Origin of the sequence: Tepidicella baoligensis, assembly GCF_013432195.1 — a bacterium.
GTDB classification, from domain to species: Bacteria; Pseudomonadota; Gammaproteobacteria; order Burkholderiales; family Burkholderiaceae_C; genus Tepidicella; species Tepidicella baoligensis.
In genome coordinates, this window is sequence record NZ_JACCDB010000006.1 from 1 (window position 1) to 18,671 (window position 18,671).

General features: G+C 63.4%; 17 protein-coding genes. 5 read left to right on the forward strand and 12 right to left on the reverse strand.

Features of this window, described 5'->3' with window-relative positions; all coding sequences use genetic code 11:
- The first annotated feature begins 100 nt into the window (after positions 1-100).
- A complete protein-coding gene (gene soxB / locus HZS63_RS07945) occupies positions 101-1,825 on the forward strand; it encodes a thiosulfohydrolase SoxB (RefSeq protein ID WP_180683521.1) in 1,725 nt (574 codons plus the stop codon).
- Between the two features lie 16 nt (positions 1,826-1,841).
- On the opposite strand, the gene HZS63_RS07950 is transcribed toward soxB, so the two are convergent.
- From HZS63_RS07950 to HZS63_RS07960, 3 genes are all read right to left on the reverse strand, one after another.
- Positions 1,842-2,996 (reverse strand): alpha-hydroxy acid oxidase, encoded by a 1,155-nt coding sequence (locus HZS63_RS07950; RefSeq protein WP_180683522.1) that lies wholly within the window; start codon positions 2,994-2,996, stop codon positions 1,842-1,844.
- A gap of 105 nt (positions 2,997-3,101) precedes the next feature.
- Complete coding sequence (locus tag HZS63_RS07955) at positions 3,102-3,602, reverse strand: bacteriohemerythrin (protein WP_180683523.1); 501 nt, start codon at positions 3,600-3,602, stop codon at positions 3,102-3,104.
- 83 nt (positions 3,603-3,685) lie between these two features.
- Positions 3,686-6,532, reverse strand: coding sequence for an Rne/Rng family ribonuclease (locus tag HZS63_RS07960; RefSeq protein ID WP_180683524.1), 2,847 nt, complete (start codon positions 6,530-6,532; stop codon positions 3,686-3,688).
- A 551-nt stretch (positions 6,533-7,083) separates the two neighbouring features.
- On the opposite strand from HZS63_RS07960, the gene HZS63_RS07965 reads away from it, so the two are divergent.
- Positions 7,084-8,091 (forward strand): RluA family pseudouridine synthase, encoded by a 1,008-nt coding sequence (locus HZS63_RS07965; RefSeq protein WP_180683525.1) that lies wholly within the window; start codon positions 7,084-7,086, stop codon positions 8,089-8,091.
- On the opposite strand, the gene HZS63_RS07970 is transcribed toward HZS63_RS07965, so the two are convergent.
- Both HZS63_RS07970 and HZS63_RS07975 read right to left on the reverse strand, forming a co-directional pair.
- Positions 8,092-8,304: a zinc-finger domain-containing protein gene (locus HZS63_RS07970; protein ID WP_180683526.1), complete on the reverse strand. Its 213-nt coding sequence runs from the start codon at positions 8,302-8,304 to the stop codon at positions 8,092-8,094.
- 5 nt (positions 8,305-8,309) lie between these two features.
- Positions 8,310-9,245 (reverse strand): branched-chain amino acid transaminase, encoded by a 936-nt coding sequence (locus HZS63_RS07975; protein ID WP_246316251.1) that lies wholly within the window; start codon positions 9,243-9,245, stop codon positions 8,310-8,312.
- 186 nt (positions 9,246-9,431) lie between these two features.
- On the opposite strand from HZS63_RS07975, the gene HZS63_RS07980 reads away from it, so the two are divergent.
- Positions 9,432-10,169 (forward strand): hypothetical protein, encoded by a 738-nt coding sequence (locus tag HZS63_RS07980; RefSeq protein WP_180683527.1) that lies wholly within the window; start codon positions 9,432-9,434, stop codon positions 10,167-10,169.
- Between the two features lie 21 nt (positions 10,170-10,190).
- On the opposite strand, the gene HZS63_RS07985 is transcribed toward HZS63_RS07980, so the two are convergent.
- From HZS63_RS07985 to HZS63_RS08010, 6 genes are read right to left on the reverse strand one after another with little or no spacing between them, the layout of a single operon-like run.
- The gene (locus HZS63_RS07985; protein ID WP_180683528.1) at positions 10,191-11,282 is read right to left on the reverse strand and encodes a protein-glutamate methylesterase/protein-glutamine glutaminase; all 1,092 of its coding nucleotides are present in this window, start codon (positions 11,280-11,282) and stop codon (positions 10,191-10,193) included.
- A gap of 16 nt (positions 11,283-11,298) precedes the next feature.
- A complete protein-coding gene (gene cheD, locus HZS63_RS07990) occupies positions 11,299-11,925 on the reverse strand; it encodes a chemoreceptor glutamine deamidase CheD (protein ID WP_180683529.1) in 627 nt (208 codons plus the stop codon).
- A gap of 5 nt (positions 11,926-11,930) precedes the next feature.
- On the reverse strand, positions 11,931-12,761 hold the full coding sequence (locus tag HZS63_RS07995; RefSeq protein ID WP_180683530.1) for a CheR family methyltransferase: 831 nt from the start codon (positions 12,759-12,761) through the stop codon (positions 11,931-11,933).
- A gap of 19 nt (positions 12,762-12,780) precedes the next feature.
- Positions 12,781-15,042 (reverse strand): chemotaxis protein CheW, encoded by a 2,262-nt coding sequence (locus tag HZS63_RS08000; protein ID WP_180683531.1) that lies wholly within the window; start codon positions 15,040-15,042, stop codon positions 12,781-12,783.
- A gap of 39 nt (positions 15,043-15,081) precedes the next feature.
- A complete protein-coding gene (locus HZS63_RS08005; protein WP_180683532.1) occupies positions 15,082-15,444 on the reverse strand; it encodes a response regulator in 363 nt (120 codons plus the stop codon).
- A gap of 40 nt (positions 15,445-15,484) precedes the next feature.
- Positions 15,485-15,922, reverse strand: a complete 438-nt coding sequence (locus HZS63_RS08010; RefSeq protein WP_425505940.1) for a hypothetical protein — start codon at positions 15,920-15,922, stop codon at positions 15,485-15,487.
- A gap of 240 nt (positions 15,923-16,162) precedes the next feature.
- On the opposite strand from HZS63_RS08010, the gene HZS63_RS08015 reads away from it, so the two are divergent.
- Positions 16,163-17,242 carry an ATP-binding response regulator gene (locus tag HZS63_RS08015; RefSeq protein ID WP_246316252.1) on the forward strand — a complete coding sequence of 360 codons (1,080 nt, stop codon included), beginning with the start codon at positions 16,163-16,165 and terminating at the stop codon, positions 17,240-17,242.
- The gene (locus HZS63_RS08020; protein WP_180683534.1) at positions 17,239-17,868 is read left to right on the forward strand and encodes a response regulator; all 630 of its coding nucleotides are present in this window, start codon (positions 17,239-17,241) and stop codon (positions 17,866-17,868) included. Before HZS63_RS08015 ends, HZS63_RS08020 begins: the two co-directional genes overlap by 4 nt.
- 24 nt (positions 17,869-17,892) lie before the next feature.
- Here the strand turns inward: HZS63_RS08020 and fliR are convergent, their stop codons facing one another.
- Positions 17,893-18,660, reverse strand: coding sequence for a flagellar biosynthetic protein FliR (gene fliR, locus HZS63_RS08025; protein ID WP_180683630.1), 768 nt, complete (start codon positions 18,658-18,660; stop codon positions 17,893-17,895).
- Positions 18,661-18,671 lie beyond the last annotated feature (11 nt).

Below are 18,671 nucleotides of genomic sequence, written 5' to 3' on the forward strand. Positions count from 1 at the left end.
GACGAGGCCACCATTTCTTGATCGTTCAGAGCAAGTACCAGGCCAGCAATCGCTGGCCTTTTTTCCTACTACCTTTACAACAACCAAAGAGGATGAACCCATGAGCTTCAGCCGACGTGAATTCCTACAGGTCCTGGCGGTGGCCAGCGCCTCCGGCATGGCCATCGGCCACCGGGACGTTCTGGCCGGCCACCACGGTGCTGCCCAGCGCCTCTATGACCTGCCCAAGTTTGGCAACGTCAGCTTCATGCATTTCACCGACTGCCACGCGCAGTTGATGCCGATCTACTTCCGGGAGCCCAACGTCAACCTGGGGGTCGGGGAAGCCGTGGGGCGACCGCCTCACATCGTGGGCGAAAACCTGCTCAAATTCTTCGGTATCCCGCCCGGTACCCCTGAGGCCCACGCCTTTACCTACCTCGACTTCGACCGGGCCGCCCGGACCTATGGCAAGGTGGGGGGATTCGCGCACCTGGCCACACTGGTCAAGCGCATCAAGGCTGAACGCCCGCATGCACTGCTGCTCGACGGGGGCGACACCTGGCAGGGCTCGGCCACCTCGCTCTGGACCCATGCCCAGGACATGGTCGATGCCTGCAAGTTGCTGGGCGTCAACATCATGACCCCGCACTGGGAATTCACCTTTGGCGCCCAGCGGGTGAAGGAGATCATCGAGAAAGACTTCAAAGGCCAGATCGACTTCGTGGCCCACAACGTCAAGACCACCGACTTTGAAGACCTTGTCTTCGAGCCCTACACCTTCAAGGAACAAAACGGCGTCAAGATCGCCGTCATCGGCCAGGCCTTTCCCTACACCCCCATCGCCAACCCACGCCACTTCGTGCCCGACTGGACCTTCGGCATCCAGGAAGACCACATGCAGAAGATGGTGGACGAGTGCCGCGCCAAGGGCGCACAGGTGGTGGTGGTGCTGTCGCACAATGGCATGGACGTGGACATCAAGATGGCCTCGCGCGTGCGCGGTATCGACGCCATTCTGGGCGGACACACCCATGACGGTATGCCGGCTCCGGTGGTGGTCCGCAATGCCGGTGGGCAGACGCTGGTCACCAACGCCGGCTCCAACGGCAAGTTCCTGGCCGTGCTGGACTTCGATGTGCGCGGTGGCAAGATCCAGGACTACCGCTACAAACTCATGCCGGTGTTCTCCAACTTCCTGCCCGCCGACCGCGAGATGCAGGCACTGATCGACAAGGTGCGTGCCCCCTACAAGGACAAACTGGAGGAAAAGCTGGCTGTCACCGAAGGCACGCTGTACCGTCGAGGCAATTTCAACGGTTCCTGGGACCAGTTGATCTGCGATGCGTTGATGGAGGTGCGTGGCGCCGAGATCGCCTTCTCCCCCGGCGTGCGCTGGGGCACCAGCCTGCTGGCCGGTGACACCATCACCTACGAGCGCATGATGGACCAGATGGCCTTGACCTACCCGGCCACCACGCTCAACGAGTTCACCGGCGCCGAGATCAAGACCATTCTGGAAGACGTGGCCGACAACATCTTCAACCCCGACCCCTACTTCCAGCAGGGTGGGGACATGGTCCGTGTCGGCGGCCTGGAGTACACCTGTTCACCGAAAGCCCCCATGGGTCAGCGCATCAACAACATGATGCTCAAGGGCAAGCCCATCGAGGCGGACAAGAAGTACAAGGTGGCCGGCTGGGCCTCGGTCCAGGAAGGGGTACAAGGCACGCCCATTTGGGATGTGGTCAGCGGCTACCTGCGCGACAAAAAGGTGATCAAGCCCTTGAAGATCAACACGCCCAAGCTCATCGACATGGCAGGGGATCCGGGCATCTCGATTTGACCCGTCCGCCCAGGGTTCAGGCCGTCGGGAAGGTGCCCGGCAGCAGAATGCTGCGGTCCACCCTGTTGATGTCGGTGTGCCCGGTGAAGGCCATGGTGATGTCCAACTCCTTGTGGATGATCTCCAGGGCCTTGGTCACACCGGCTTCGCCCATGGCACCGAGGCCGTACAAAAAAGCCCGGCCGATGTAGGTGCCCTGGGCGCCGAGCGCCCGGGCCTTGAGCACGTCTTGCCCGGAACGGATGCCTCCGTCCATGTGGATTTCGATCTTGCCGCCGACCTCGGCGACGATCTTGGGCAGCGCGCGAATGCTGCTTTCGGCTCCATCGAGCTGGCGTCCCCCGTGGTTGCTCACGATCAGCGCGTCCGCGCCGGATTCGACCGCCAGCCGGGCATCCACCTCGTCCTGGATGCCTTTGAGGATCAACTTGCCGCCCCAGCGTTTTTTGATCCATTCCACATCGCCCCAGTTCAGGCGCGGATCGAACTGCTGCGCCGTCCAGGCCGAGAGGCTGCCCATGTTGTCCACGCCCTTGACGTGTCCGACGATGTTGCCGAACTGTCGGCGCGGCGTGCCCAGCATGCCCAGCGCCCAGCGCGGTTTGGTGGCGATGTCGATCAGGTTGGCCAGCGTGAGCTTGGGCGGGGCCGAGAGGCCGTTTTTCAAATCCTTGTGGCGTTGGCCGAGGATTTGCAGGTCCAGCGTCAGCACCAGGGCCGAGCAGTGTGCCGCCTTGGCGCGGTCGATCAGCCGCTCGATGAAGTCGCGATCCCGCATCACGTAGAGCTGGAACCAGAAACCTTCGCCGGCGTGCTGGGCCACGTCTTCGATGGAGCAGATGCTCATCGTGGACAGGGTGAAGGGAATGCCGAACTTCCTGGCTGCGCGGGCGGCGAGGATTTCTCCGTCGGCGTGCTGCATCCCGGTCAGGCCGGTGGGTGCGATGGCCACCGGCATGGCGACCTCCTGCCCGACCATGGTGGTGCGCGTGGTGCGGCCTTCCATGTTCACCGCCACGCGCTGGCGCAGTTTGATGCACTGGAAGTCGGCCTCATTGGCACGGTAGGTGCTTTCCGTCCACGAGCCGCTGTCAACATAGTCGTAGAACATGCGCGGCACGCGCTTGCGCGCCAGTTGTCGCAGGTCTTCGATGTGGGTGATCACGGGCATGCGTCTTTTCTCCTCGGGACAGATCGACCGTGATCGTAGCTTCCAACCTCCCGGCCTGTCATGTGAAAGCGTGACAGGCCGGTGTGAAATAAATTGGGAGCAACCTCAGCTGCAGGTGACGCTGCCGCATCCGCTCATGCTGGCCGGGCGTACCCGTGAGGGGTCGGGTAGGGTTTCGGTGCGGGTGTCGAATCCCAGCGATCGCATGTGTTGCGCCAGGCCGGCGTCCATGCTGCGGGCGTGCATGGGGAACCATTCGGCCAGCGCATCTGCCATGCGGCCGATGATCTCGGTGTCACCTTGCAGGTAGTGTGCCTCGACGGCCTTCAGCGTATCGAGGATGCTTCGGTGTTGTAAGGTGTGGCAGTTGTCGGCGGTAAAGCCCGTGGCCAGCATCCAGCGGTCCTCTTGCTCGAAGTGCTCGACGGTGTGTGCGGTCAGTTCGCGAAACAGCGGCAGTTGATCTTCGGGGGGGAGGGCGCGCAGTTCAGCCAACATCTGCACGAATGCTTCATGCGTGGCATCCATGCGAGCATCGCCGGTCTGCAGGTCGGCCGTCCATACCAAGTCGGGGACGGGAGGGTATTCGGTAGTGGCTTCAGGCATGGCAGGCAGGATAAGGTCTTGTCGCCCGATGGGGTTTGACCTGTGTCAAACCCCATGGACCATGAACGATGGCCGGTTCGCGATCAGGCCTCGAAGGGCAGTTTCATGGTGCGCAGGTCACGACGGGTTTCCACCAGCACCAGTGGGCCGTCATCCAGCACGGGCACCGGCTTGGGTTCGCGCGGCACCCGGATGGGAGGCGGTTCTGCCGCCATCGCCGCCTGGGTTTGCGCCACCTTGCCGGCATCGGATTGGACCCACTGAAGGCCGGCCGCCTGAGCCACCTGTGTCAATCCTTCGACGTCCAGCACATAGGGAGCGGGTGGCTGCACCGGGGTGATGGCGCGCTCGCCAGTGGCCGCTGGCTGTATGGGCGCTTCCACGGCAGGGGCTGGTGGCGGGGGCGCGTCAGTTGCTTCGGCGGGATGAACCACAGTCAAGGCCGGCGTCACCGCAGGCTCGTCCTGGGGCATGGCCACCGGCATGGTGAAGTAGGAACGCACCGGCGCTTCATCGGTCGCGGTTGGCACCTGCGTCGCTGGCTCGGCGGGCGCGATCTCCATGGTGGCTTCGCTGGCGGTTGCGGTTTCTTCGCTGCGCTGACGGCGGTCGCGGCCATAGCGGTCGCGGCTGCGGCGGCCATGGCGGCTTGGGGTGGTCTCGTCGGTGGCCGAGGTCTCGCTTGCCGGTTCGTCCAAGGGCATGGACGGGGTGTCGAGCGTGGTGTTGGCCAGTGCGGAGGTGGTGTCGGCCGCCTCTTCCAGTGCTCGCCGGTTCTCGCCACGACCCCGGCGGCGGCCTTCACCTCGCTCGCGCCGTGGTGGCTCGGCCGCCACGGCGTCGGTGCCGGTGGCTTCGGTCACAGCGGTGGCTTCCACCGCAGCGCCTTCGCGGGCGGCCTCTTTGCGGCTGTCACGCTCAGACCGCTGACCACGCCGCTGCTCGGGGCGCTCCTGACGGGCTTCGCCACCCGTCTGGCGCTCCTCACGGGCCGCGCGCTCACCACGACGCGCCTCCCCATTGCGGGCCGGTTCGGTGGTTTCGCTGCGCAGGCCCTGCCGTTCGCTGCCACGGCCACGGCCGCCACGGCCTGAAGCGCTTCGCGTGTCGGTGCGAGCGGGTGCAGCGGCAGGGGAGGCGCTGGCCGGTGCAGGGGGTGTGGAGGGCGTGGGTGTGGCAGCGGGTGTCATGCCGAACAGCCGTTTGAGCCAAGCCATGAAGCCGGTTTCGACGGCGGTTTCGACGGCGGTCGTGGCGGAGGGCTGAGGCGTGGCCGCCACCGTGGCGACAGGTGTCGTGTCCGGCTTGGGGGCCGCCACCGGTGCTGGGCTGTCGGGCAGCACGCCTTTGATCACCGGCTCCTGCTTGTTCGCTCGTTCCTGGTTGCGGCGGGTGAAGGTGGCGACATCGTCCACTTCTTCAGCCAGTTTGTAGCTGGCGTCCAGGTTGTCCAGGCGCGGGTCGTCGTGCTTGATGCGCTCCAGCTTGTAGTGTGGCGTCTCCAGTGACTTGTTGGGCACCAGCAGCACGTTGATGCGCTGCTTGAGCTCGATCTTGGTGATCTCGGTGCGCTTCTCGTTCAGCAGGAAGCTGGCCACTTCCACCGGCACCTGCACGAACACGGCGGCGGTGCTGTCCTTTAGCGACTCTTCCTGGATCACGCGCAGGATCTGCAGAGCCGACGATTCGGTGTCGCGGATATGCCCGGAGCCACCACAGCGCGGGCAGGGGATGGAGGCCCCTTCGGCGAGTGTGGGGCGCAGGCGCTGGCGACTCATCTCCAGCAGGCCGAACTTGCTGATCGAGCTGAATTGCACGCGGGCGCGGTCCTGGCGCAAGGCGTCGCGCAGGCGGTTCTCCACCTCGCGGCGGTTCTTGCTCTCCTCCATGTCGATGAAGTCGATCACGATCAGGCCGCCCAGATCGCGCAGGCGCGCCTGGCGCGCCACCTCGTCGGCGGCTTCCAGGTTGGTGCGCAAGGCGGTTTCCTCGATGTCCCCGCCCTTGATGGCGCGTGCCGAGTTCACGTCCACCGCCACCAGTGCCTCGGTCTGGTCGATCACGATGGCGCCGCCGCTGGGCAGTTGCACGGTGCGGCTGTAGGCGGTCTCGATCTGGTGCTCGATCTGGAAGCGGCTGAACAGCGGCGCGTCGTCGCGGTAGCGCTTGACGCGCTGCCGGTGTTCGGGCATCACGTGGCTCATGAACTGATGCGCCTGCTCATAGATGTCATCGGTGTCGATGAGGATCTCGCCGATGTCGCTGTTGAAGTAGTCGCGGATGGCCCGGATGACGAGGCTGGACTCCTGGTAGATCAGGAAGGCCCCTTTGCCTGCCTTGGCGGCCCCGTCGATCGCGTTCCAGAGCTTGAGCAGGTAGTTCAAGTCCCACTGCAGTTCTGCCGCATCACGGCCGATGCCGGCAGTCCGCGCGATGATGCTCATGCCGTTGGGGTATTCGAGCTGGTCCAGCGTCGCCTTCAGCTCCGCGCGGTCTTCTCCCTCGATGCGGCGGCTCACGCCACCGCCACGCGGGTTGTTGGGCATCAGCACCACATAGCGCCCCGCCAGGCTGACGAAGGTGGTGAGCGCTGCGCCCTTGTTGCCGCGCTCCTCTTTCTCGACCTGAACCAGCAGCTCCTGGCCTTCCTTGATGACGTCCTGGATGCGTGCTTGCGACGGCGACACATTGCCCTGGAAGTACTGACGCGAGATTTCCTTGAACGGCAGGAAGCCGTGGCGTTCCTCGCCATAGTCCACAAAGCAGGCCTCCAGCGACGGCTCCACGCGGGTGACCACGGCCTTGTAGATGTTGCCCTTGCGCTGTTCGCGCCCCTCGATTTCGATTTCGTAGTCGAGCAGTTTCTGCCCGTCCACGATGGCCAGGCGGCGCTCTTCGGCTTGCGTGGCATTGATCAACATGCGCTTCATGTCTTGGTTTTCCTCATCACGATCACAACGGCCCGTCATCGGGCATACAGCCACGAACCGCCGTGGAGGTTGCGAACGAGGAGGAATTGCCGGAGAGTCCTGGGCGTTTGAGGGCTGCGGTGCGCGAAGCGCAACCGTGCAGGCTCAGGCCCGCCTGGACATAGGCGCGCGGAGTCGGGTGATCAAAGGGGGCAAGTCGGTGTCGGACACGGCGTTTGCCTGGGCTTCTTTGAGTTCACTTGAGTCCACGCCCAGCCCCGCCTGCTTCTGGCCGGCGGCTGGGCGTAAGGGGTATTCCGTATCGGGTTCGCTGAACGACAACGTCGGTATGACCCCGGCGCCACCCGTGCCGATCCATCGGCACACAAAGGCGGCTGCCAGGGCGGGCTACCAGATCCAGGCCGACTGTCACTCGTGCGTGCCTTAAACTTGAAGGCCAATCAAACACTTGCCAATCGCGACTGGATGCCCTCATTATAGGGTTTCGGCGGGGCAGACGTCATTTTCTTTTCACACCACAAACCGTGTTCGCACCGGTTTCAACTGTTCGCATGGCAACCCACGCGCCTGTTTCCCCCCCTGCTGTCCAGCATCTGACGGTGGATTCCGACTCCGATGGTCAGCGGCTGGACAATTTCCTGTTGCGCGAGCTCAAGGGGGTGCCCAAGACGCATGTGTACCGCATCATTCGCTCTGGTGAGGTGCGCCTCAACAAAGGGCGGGCGCAGGCGGATGCCCGGGTGCGCGCTGGAGATGTGCTGCGCATTCCGCCGCTGCGCCTGCCGCAGCGATCTGCCACCGTGGCCCCGCCGGTGCCCGCCCGGGAATTTCCGGTTTTGTTTGAAGATGCGGCACTGCTGGCGGTGGACAAGCCGGCGGGCGTGGCGGTGCACGGCGGCAGCGGGGTGTCGTTTGGGGTGATCGAGCAGTTGCGCCAGGCTCGCCCGCAGGTCCAAACGCTCGAATTGGTGCATCGTCTGGACCGGGAAACCAGCGGTATTTTGTTGGTGGCCAAGAAAAAAAGCGCGCTGCGCGACTTGCAAAACCAGTTTCGCGAGCGTTCCACCGGGAAAACCTATCTCGCGCTGGTCAAGGGCCACTGGCCGGTCAGCCGCAAGGTGGTGGATATGCCATTGCACAAATACCTGCTGCCCGATGGCGAACGCCGGGTTCGGGTCACTGCCCCGGACGATCCAGAGGGCATGCGCTCAATCAGTCTGGTCAAGGTGTTGAGCAGGGTGAACCCACCTCCCGGTTGGCCTTCCGACGCCGAACAGCGGTTCACCCTGCTGGCGGTGACGATCAAGACGGGGCGCACGCATCAGATTCGAGTGCATCTGGCCCATGGCGGACACCCGATTGCGGGGGATGACAAATACGGCGACTTCGAACTGAACCGGCAGTTGCAGCGGTCTGGTCTGAAACGCATGTTCCTCCATGCATGGCAATTGGGCTTCCGCCATCCCGTGGAAGGCACACAGATCCAATTGCAGGCCGAGCTGCCGCCGGAATTGCGCAGCTGGGGCAATGTGGCGGATTTTTGGGATCAGCGAGATTGATCAATGCCCGTGCGCCACGGCCTCGCCGGCCTTGAGCCGGTACACCGTGCCGCAATACGGGCAGCGGGCCTCCCCGGTCTTGGCCACGTCCAGGTACACCTTGGGATGGCTGTTCCAGAGTTTCATGTGGGCCAGCGGGCTGGGGCAAAACACGCCGCCGTGGGCGTTGAGGTCCTTGGCGGTCACTTCAATGGTGGCGGGAGCTTGGCTCATGGCAATCAAACCTGGGTCAGCCAGTGGGCATACTTGGGGTTGCGGCCGTTGACGATGTCAAAGAACGCCGCCTGTATTTTTGCGGTGATCGGGCCGCGGCTGCCAGCGCCGATCTCGATGCGATCCAGTTCGCGGATGGGCGTGACTTCAGCCGCCGTGCCGGTGAAGAACGCCTCGTCGGCAATGTACACCTCGTCGCGGGTGATGCGCTTCTGCACGATGTCCAGGCCCAGATCCTTGGCGATATGGAACACCGTGTTGCGAGTGATGCCGTTGAGCGCGCCCGCCGACAGGTCGGGGGTGTAGATCACGCCGTTTTTGATCAGGAAGATGTTTTCGCCTGCACCCTCGGAAACAAAGCCCGCCGCATCCAGCAGCAGCGCCTCGTCGTAGCCTTCCTCGGTGGCTTCCATGTTGGCCAGGATGGAGTTGGTGTAGTTGCTCACCGCTTTTGCCTGCGTCATGGTGATGTTGACGTGGTGGCGGGTATAGCTGCTGGTCTTGACGCGGATGCCGCGCTTGAGACCTTCTTCACCGAGGTAGGCGCCCCAGGCCCAGGCCGCCACCATCAGGTGAACGGTGTTGCCTTTGGGGCTGACGCCCAGTTTTTTGTCGCCGATCCAGGTCAGCGGGCGGATGTAGCCGCTGTCCAGCCCGTTTTCGCGAATCACGGATTTCTGTGCTTCATTCACCTCTTCCTGGGTGAACGGGATCTTCATGCGCAAAATTTTGGCGCTGTTGAACAGGCGCTCGGTGTGTTCCTGCAGGCGAAAGATGGCCGGTCCGTTGACGGTGTTGTAGGCACGCAGCCCTTCGAACGCCCCGCAGCCATAGTGGAGGGTGTGGGTCAGCACGTGGATCTTGGCGTCGCGCCAGTCCACCAACTGGCCATCCATCCAGATTTTGCCGTCGCGGTCGGACATGGAAGGGGTCACGGTCATGGTTTGCCTCGGGGAAAAAACGGGTGAAAAGAGATAGAAGTCGGGCGCTGTTCGCCGTGCCAAGATTTTACGGCTTGGCGTAAGGTAAAAAATTTTTCTCGATTTCCTAAAGTTGGGTACAGAATGGCCGATAAGGAGAGAAAAGCGGGAATCCCGTCTGCAGGTTGCTCTGCTGAGGAGTTTGTCATGTTGACCATTTCATCTGTGGCTGTTTCGCCGGTGCCGCCTCAGGCGCCGACGGTTTCGCGTGTGCAGCCCGCCACGCCTGCCAAAGCCAGCGACCTTGTGACTCCTGAGAACCAGGGGGTGGTGGCTCCGGTGGCACCGGCAGGCGAAGGTTCGCGCGCCCAGGTGGTGTATGCCCCGTCGTCCTTGCCGCCGGTCAACCCGACCGGCGAGGCCCTGCGCGTCAACAACTTCAACAATGCCGCCGCACCAGAGCGCACCGGCGACATACCTCAGGGCAGCGCGGCGTCGGTCCGTGGCCGAGACGACGCCACCGAAGCTCGCGAGCCCTCCACGGCACAGGAGCCCACAGCCCGGCCTCCTGCCGATACCGAACAGCCAGACGCAGCGCAGCGGGCGGGACCAGGCCCGCAATTCCAGCAGCAGGTACCAGAAGCGCAGCGGCAGCGCGAGGAACAGGCGCAACAGGCCCGCGAGGCCAACAATCCGGCGCTGGAGGCCATGGACACCCAGATCAAGGAACTGCTGCCGAACATGTGGAAAGCCAGCCGCGCCGCGGTGGACATGCTGATTGGCGAAGAGGCTCGTGCAGCAGCGGCGGCTCGCGCTGACATGCTGTTTCCGCCCAGGCCGGCCCTCCTGTCTGAACGGGCGGCCGAAGCCACCGAAAACTACACGCGAACCTCTGCGGTATCCGAAAAAGGCACGCAAGGCGTCAATCTCGACCGGCTGGTCTGATGGCTTTTCCCGCCCAGCGTTTCAGATGCGATGGCGCACGCCTCCCGCGCTGTTGACGCGCTCCATCAAGGCCTTGGCGATGCTCTTAAGGGGTAACACTTCATGCACCGCCCCGGCTTGGATCGCCATTTTGGGCATGCCAAACACGACGCAGCTGGCTTCGTCCTGAGCATAGTTGTAGCTGCCGGCGTCGCGCATTTCTTTCATGGCGGTGGCGCCATCGGCTCCCATGCCGGTCAGCATCACACCGATCGCGTTGGGGCCCAGCACCCGGGCGCAGGATTTGAACAGCACCTCTACCGATGGCTTGTGCCGGTTAACTGGCGGCGAGTCATCGACCGCCGCCACATAGTTGGCGCCGCTGCGTTCAATATGGAACTGTCGGCCGCCCGGGGCAATGTAGGCGTGGCCGGGCAGGATGCGCTGTCCGTCCACCGCTTCGGACACGCGGATCTTGCACAGAGAATCCAGCCGTGCCGCGAAACTGGTGGTGAACCCGGCGGGCATGTGTTGGGTAATCACGATGGCGGGTGAGTCGGCCGGCAACTCGGTCAGGATTTCCTTGATCGCCTCGGTACCCCCGGTGGAAGCGCCGATGCAGATGACCTTTTCGGTGGACAGCAGGCGCGTCGTACCCAACGGCCTGGATACCGAAGCCCCCTCTTCACGGGGAATGGTCGGTGGCGCCGGTGGCGCCACATGCCTCGATACCCGGGCTTTGCTGGCAATGCGGATTTTCTCGACGATCTCGTCGCCCAGCGCCGACAAGCCGCTGGCCACCCCGATACGGGGCTTCGCCACAAAGTCCACCGCCCCCATCTCGAGCGCGCGCAGGGTTGTGTCCGCCCCTTGTTCGGTCAGGGTGGACACCATGACGACCGGCATCGGCCGCAGGCGCATCAGCCGAGACAGGAACTCCAGCCCATCCATCTTGGGCATTTCGACGTCGAGCGTGATCACGTCCGGGTTCAGTTCACGGATCATCTCTCGGGCCTGCAGCGGGTCGTTGGCGGCACCGATGCACACCATGTCGGGCTGCTTGTTGATGATCTCGGTCAACAGGCTGCGCACCAGCGCCGAGTCGTCAACCACCACCACCTTGATTTTTTGCATGGGTTATGGGTCAGATTCAGAACAGATCGATGGAGCCGCCAGCGGTGGACTGCACCACACGGGTGGCCACGCCCTGGCGTTCCTGGGATTCGAGGGTTTCCGGGTGGGCGTGGGCGAGTCGTTTGACCATGGCCTTGCCCGTCACCGGGAAGAACACCACCTTGCGCGGGTAGATGTCGAGCACGTCCTTGGAGACGACCGGAATCCGCTCCGTGGCCAGGTAGTCCATGACGAATTTGGTGTTGCGCTCCCCCACATTCATGCTGGTGAAACCGGAGATGACCGCCCCGCCCCCGAACACTTTGGCCTGCATGTACTCCCTGGAAGAGCCCATTTTGATGAGTTCATTGATCAGCAGTTCCATGGCGTAGGAGCCGTAGCGCCCGGAGGTGTCGGCCCCGCCGTCCGGCAGCATGAAGTGGTTCATGCCGCCGATGCGCAGCCGGGAGTCCCAGATGCAGGCGGCAATGCAGGAGCCCAACACGGTCATGATGATGACGTCCTCGCTGGCGACGAAGTATTCTCCGGGCAGGACTTTGGCGGCGTTGTACTTGAAATGCTGGTCGTGAAAGAAAAAGGACGCCTCACCCGGCTTGCGGGGCCGGGACTTGAGCTGGTGCAGGTATTCGATGCTTCGGTGCATGGGGCTCAGACTTTTTCGTAAACGGTCTTGCCACGCAGGGCAAACAGGTTGCGGGCATCGCTGAAGTTTTCAGCGTGCCCGACGAACAGGGTGCCCTTGGGCTTCATCAGTCGGTGGATGCGCGCCAGTACCTGCCGTTGGGTGGGGTTGTCGAAATAGATCATGACGTTGCGACAGAAGACCACGTCGAACGTCTCTTTCAGGCTCCAATGGTCCTCGATCAGGTTGAGGGTGAAGAACTGGATGTGTTTTTGCAACTCGGGCCGCACCCGGGCCAGCCCGGTGTTGGCGCCCTTGCCCTTGAGGAAGTATTTCTGGAGTTGAGCGTTGCTGAGGTTTTTCAGGCCCTCGAGCTTGTAGATGCCGCGCGAAGCGGTGGCCAGCACCTTGGTGTCGATGTCACTGGCCCAGATCTGGAAACGGCCGTTGAGGCCGAGCGCATCGGCCATGGTGATGGCAATGGAGTAGGGTTCCTCACCGGTCGAGGCGGCACAGCACCAGATCTTCCAGTCGTGGCTCGGGTCGGCTCGGACCAGTCGGTCCAATTCGATGAAGTGGTGGTTTTCGCGGAAAAAGGACGTGAGGTTGGTGGTGAGGGCGTTCACGAACTCCTGCCACTCGTCCCCTTCTCCCTGGCGTTCCAGCCAGTCGAGGTACTCCCGGAAGCTCTGGTGGCCCGTCTCGCGCAGACGCCGGGCGATGCGGCTGTACACCATGGCCTGTTTGCCCTCATGCAGGCTGATGCCCGCATGCCGGTAGATCAGCTCCTTGATGCGATGAAAGTCAGCCGCGGTCCAGGCGAACTCCCGATTCTGCAGCGCGATCTCGTCAGACATGATCGTGAAATCGCCACCTTCAGAGGCGAGCGCGCCGAACCAGGGCAGAGGTGTCGAGGATCAGCGAGACACTGCCATCACCCAGGATGGTGGCACCGGAGACGTTGGGAACCTTCTTGTAGTTGGATTCGAGATTCTTGATCACCACCTGCTGCTGTCCGAGCAGTTCGTCCACCATGAGGGCGACCCGTGAGCCGTCGGATTCGATGACGACCATGATGCTGTTGGCTGAAGGGTCGTCCGCGGGGCGCGGCACATCGAAAGTTTTGTCGATTTCGATCACCGGCATGTACTCGTCGCGGACCTTCACCAACTGGGCATTCTGCGCCACGGTGTTGATGGAGGTGGCCTCCACCTGGAAGGACTCGACCACCGATGACAGGGGCAGGATATAGACCTCGTTGCCGACGCGCACCGTCATGCCGTCCATGATGGCCAGTGTCAGCGGCAGCCGCACCTTCACGCTCATACCGAAGCCTTCGGAGGAGTCGATTTCCACCGTTCCACCCAGCGAGGCGATGTTTTTCTTCACCACGTCCATGCCCACGCCTCGGCCGGAGACGTCGGTGACGACCTCGGCCGTGGAAAAGCCCGGTGCAAAGATGAGCTGCCACACCTCCTGGTCAGGCATGTCATCAGAGACGTCCATGCCTTTGGAGCGGGCCTTGTCGATCAGTTTTTGCCGGTTCAGGCCCTTGCCGTCGTCGCGCACCTCGATGAGGATGGAGCCGCCTTGATGGGCTGCCGACAAGGTGATCGTGCCGACTTCCGGCTTGCCGTTGGCGATGCGCACATCGGGCAGTTCGATGCCGTGGTCGCAGCTGTTGCGAATCAGGTGGGTGAGGGGGTCGGTGATCTTTTCGATCAGCCCCTTGTCCAGCTCGGTGGCCTCGCCGTGGGTGATCAGCTCCACCTTTTTGCCCAGTTTGCCAGCCAGGTCGCGCAGCATGCGCGGGAAGCGGCTGAACACCACCGACATCGGGATCATGCGTATCGACATGACCGATTCCTGGAGGTCCCGCGTGTTGCGCTCCAGATCGGCAAGGCCCGCCAGCAGTTGCTGGTTGAGCGTGGCATCCAGGGTGCGGCTGTACTGGGCCAGCATGGCCTGGGTGATTACCAGTTCGCCCACCTGGTTGATGAGCTGGTCGATTTTGCTGACCGACACCCGCAGGGTGGTGGTTTCCATCTGCGCCGTGGAAGCGGTACGGGATGCTTTGGCGGCTTCGCGGGCCTTGGTCTCGGCCGGCGCGGTGGCCGCGCTCGTGCCGGTTGCTGCCAGCGACTGCGATTCGGCCAGCAGGCTTTCGGCGTGTTCGCGTGGCGTCAGCGGGTTGCCCGGCGCGCCAGGGAAGAGCCCGTAGCCCTGAACCCAATCCTGGGCCGGGACGGTGGCGCCGCTTTGGGACGTGACGGTGGAGGCGACCGGGCTGCCGGGTGCTCCGGCGAACAGGCCATAGCCTTGTTCGATGATGTCGTGGCTGTGTTCGGCGCCCGTGTCTGCGGCGGGTGCAGCGGCCACGGGGGGGGTGCTCGCGCCCGCCGGCAACAGCTGGATTTTTTCCTTGGCCACGTGGAAGGCAAACAGGTCGAGCAGCTCGTCGTCGGAGCTCTGGGTGGTGATCTCGTACACCCGGCAACCGTTGTCGGTTCGCTCGCCGGTGATGGTGCCCAGCCCGGCGATGTCGCGGAACAATTCCCGGATCGGATCGGCCAGGCTGAGGTCGTCGAGCGGACCGATCACCGCCAGCAACTGGCGGGTGGCACCGGGCAGTGCGGCGGCGGGCATGCCACCTACAGTCGGAGCCGATGCAGGCGCAGGGGGCGCTGGTGGAGGTGGAGCTGGAGGGGGTTGGACGGCGGGTGCCGAAGGCGCGCCTGCGCTGGCGAGCACGCGGATGCGCTGCACCAAGCCCGAGGTCTCAGGGGGCTCGCCGCCAAGGCCTTGGTGGCGAGCCAGCAGACCCTTGAGGGCGTCGGTCGATTCGAGCAGCACGTCCACCATGGGCATGGTGGGCGTGAGCTCATGGCGCCTGAGCTTGTCGAGCAACGACTCCATCTGGTGGGTCAGTTCGGCCACGTCCTCAAAACCGAAGGTGGCTGCGCCGCCCTTGATGGAGTGGGCACAACGGAAGATCGCATTGAGCTCTTCGTCATCGACCGTCTCGAGATCCAGATTGAGCAGTTGCTGTTCCATCTGCTCCAGGTTCTCACCAGCCTCCTCGAAGAAGATCTGGTAGAACTGGGTCAGGTCGAATCCGTCGTTCTTGTCGTCTGCCATGGGCGGTTCTCGGTTGTGGTTATGGGCGTGTCCTGGGGCTCAGCGGATGACCTTGTGGATCACTTCGATCAGACGGTTGGGGTCGAAGGGTTTGACCAGCCAACCCGTTGCCCCGGCGGCACGGCCGGCCTGTTTCATGTGGTCACTGGATTCCGTGGTCAGGATCAGAATAGGGGTGGTTTTGAACTTGGGGTGTTCGCGCAGCTTGCGTGTGAGCCCGATGCCATCGAGCCGTGGCATGTTCTGGTCGGTCAGCACCAGGTCGAAGTGCTGTTTCTCCGCTTTTTCGAAGGCGTCCACGCCATCCACGGCTTCCACCACCTTGAAGCCGGCGCCGACGAGGGTGAAGGACACCATCTTGCGCATGGAGGCCGAGTCGTCAACGGCGAGTATCGAGTGCATGTGATTACCTTGTTTCTTGGGAACGGTTGATGTCGGTGGCTCAGAACAGCTCAATCGAGCCGGCGTCCATTTCGCTTTGGGTGACCGGGTTGGGGTTCTTGGGCAGGTGCGTGACCACCACGCCCACTTCTTCCTCGTCCGGCTCCATGGCCTGATCGGCCAGAATATACGCGCAGCCCTTGAGCACTTTGCCTATGTGTACCAGCAGCTGGGTGGCCATGTCGTGGAACTGCAACTCCGTGACCGCCAGCTGCAAAGCCTCGCGCAACTCGTTGAAGCGCGGATCGTCCGGCAGCTCTCCGGTGACCTGGATGGCGCGGTTGAAACGGTCCAGCAGGTTGCTGGTGGCGTGGTCGAGCAGACCTTCCAGCCGTTTGAGGTCGTTCATCGCGACGAGCAGCGAGTCCTGGAGATCGGCGACCACCGATACTTCCATTTCCACGGCCGGCTCATCAGAGCGCTGGGCAATGGGCTCCACGGTGGTGTATTCCTCGCGTGGCCAGCGGCGTTTGGAGTTCGGTGGATCGATGGATTCTGGCATGGGCGGCGCGCGGAGGTCCGGTCAACATTGACACATGTGTAAATATAAGGCCGAGCCGAAGTCTAGACTAGGCTGCGCGCATGACATCGCTCAGAATAACGACAATTTTCGGTCAGAGCTCGCGCAGATCAGGCCAGGGCGGCACCCGTCTATTCATCAGAGGATAGTTTGACAGATTTGCACATCCTTCATCTCGAGGACAATCCCGCAGACCACGAGTTGGTGCTGCGAACGCTCGACCGCAGCGATCTGGCTTGCGTGGTGACGCTGGTCGATCGGCTCGAGGACTTTCAGGATTGCGTCCGGCAAGGCGGCGTGGACGCCGTGCTTGCCGACTATCATCTGGCGGGTTTTTCGGGAATGGACGCCTGGGAGTGGCTGCGCGCGACGAAGCAGGAGATGCCATTCATCATCGTATCCGGCGCCATCGGCGAGGCCACGGTGGCCGATGCCATGGTGCGCGGTGTCAGCGACTATGTGGACAAGAACCGGCTGGCCCGCTTGCCTGCGGTGTTGCAGCGTGCGCTGGATTTCCATGCCTCGCGGCTGGCGCAAGCCGTGGCCCAGGCGGAACTGGCCGAGTCGCGGCGCCGGCTGGTGGACCTCACCGAGCACCTGCAGGCCAGTATCGACCGCGAGCGCGCCGACATCGCCCGGGAGATCCACGACGACATCGGCGGTTCGCTCGCCGCCGCGAAGCTGGACTTGTCCTGGCTGGCGCGGCACATCAGCGATCCGAAAGCGCAGGGGCACATACGCGCCGCCCTGGAAATGACGGAACATGCCTTGGGAGCGAGCCAGCGCATCATGCGCAACCTGCGCCCGGCCGTCTTGGACCAGGGCCTGATGCCAGCGTTGCAATGGCTCACCCACACCTTTGCCGAGCGGACCGGGCTGCGGGTGAGGCTCAAGGGTCAGTTGCGGGCGGAGGTGGCGCCCGCGGTGGCCATGGTGGTGTACCGCACGGCGCAGGAAGCGTTGACCAACGTGCTCAAGCACGCCCACGCCACCGAAGTGACGCTGGAACTGAGCGACTTGGAGGCGGTCCTCACGCTCGAAATTACCGACAATGGATGCGGTGCAGCGGCGCAGGAACTGGCGAAACAGCAGTCGTTTGGCCTGCTCGGCCTGCAGGAGCGGGCGCGCAGCGTGGGGGGGTGGCTGGACGTGGTCACTGCGCCCGGGCAGGGCATGACGCTGATTCTGTCCTTGCCGCTCCACGGCGACCCCCCGAAAGATTGGGAGAACAACGAATGATCAAGGTGGTGTTGTGCGACGACCATGCGGTGGTGCGTCGCGGGGTGCGCGACACGCTGATGGAGGCCACCGACATCCAGGTGGTGGCCGAAGCCGATGGTTACTCCAGCCTGCGCGAGGCACTGCGCCAGAATCGGCCCGACGTGCTCTTGCTCGACGTGGACTTGCCCGGGCGCAGCGGGCTCGAAATCCTCTCGGTGCTGCAGGAAGAAGGCTCGCCCGTGCGCACGGTCATGGTCTCCATGTACCCCGAGGACCAGTACGCGATCCGCTGCCTCAAGGCCGGTGCCATGGGCTATCTGAACAAAGGGGGGAACCCGGCCGATCTGCTGCTGGCGGTGCGCACCGTGGCCCAAGGGCGCAAGTACATCACGGCGCAAATAGCGGAGCTGCTGGCCAACCACCTCCAGGCGCCGGAAAGCGCCGAGCTGCACGACAGCCTTTCCGAGCGCGAATTGCAGACGCTGCGCAAGATCGCTTCCGGCAAGAAACTGTCTCAGATCGCCGAGGAACTGATGATCAGCCCCAAAACGGTGAGCGTCTATCGGGCGCGGGTGCTGGAAAAACTGGGCCTGAGCAACAATGCCGAACTCACGGTGTACGCCATTCGCAACAAATTGGTGTGAGCGGCGGGGCCTGTTGCGGGCTTCTCAGCCGCCGATGAACAGGTCGGCCAGCACGCGCATGAGCTGCATCACCGGCCGGTCGAGCATGGGCAGGGTGAAGGCGATGCCGAGCAGCCCCACCGACAGCGTCAGGGGAAAGCCGATGGCGAAGACGTTCATCTGCGGTGCGATGCGCGAGACGATGCCCATCACCACGTTGACGAACAGCAGCATCCCGATCATTGGCAGGGCAATCCACAGGCCGTAATAGAAGATCACAGCGCCGAGCTCATGCAGCCGCATCGTGCGCACCGCCTCCAGCATGCCGTCGCCCACGGGGAAGGTCTGAAAGCTGGAGGCAACCGCCATGATCATCAGCAGGTGCCCGTTCATCACGATGAACAGCAGCATGGAGGTGTTGCCGAAGAAGCGTCCGACCGTGCTCGCCTGTGAGTTGGTGGTCGGATCGAAGAAGCCGGCGAAGTTCAGCCCCATTTGCAGGCCGATGATCTCGCCTGCCATTTCCATGGCGGCGAACACGATGCGAGCCGCCAGCCCGATGGCCACTCCGATGGAGATCTGCTGGATCACCGCACCCAGCGCCTGCGGGCTGGTGAGGGAGATCATGGGGGGCTGCGGCAGCGCCGGCTGAATGCAGACGGCGATCACGAAGGCCAGGCCGATCTTGGTGCGCATCGGGACCGAGCGGGCCGAAAAAATCGGAGCGCTGGCAAACAGCGCCAGCACGCGCAGGAACGGCCAGAAGATGGGCGCTACCCACGCCATGATCTGCGCTTCGGTGAAGCTGATCATCGGGCCGTCCA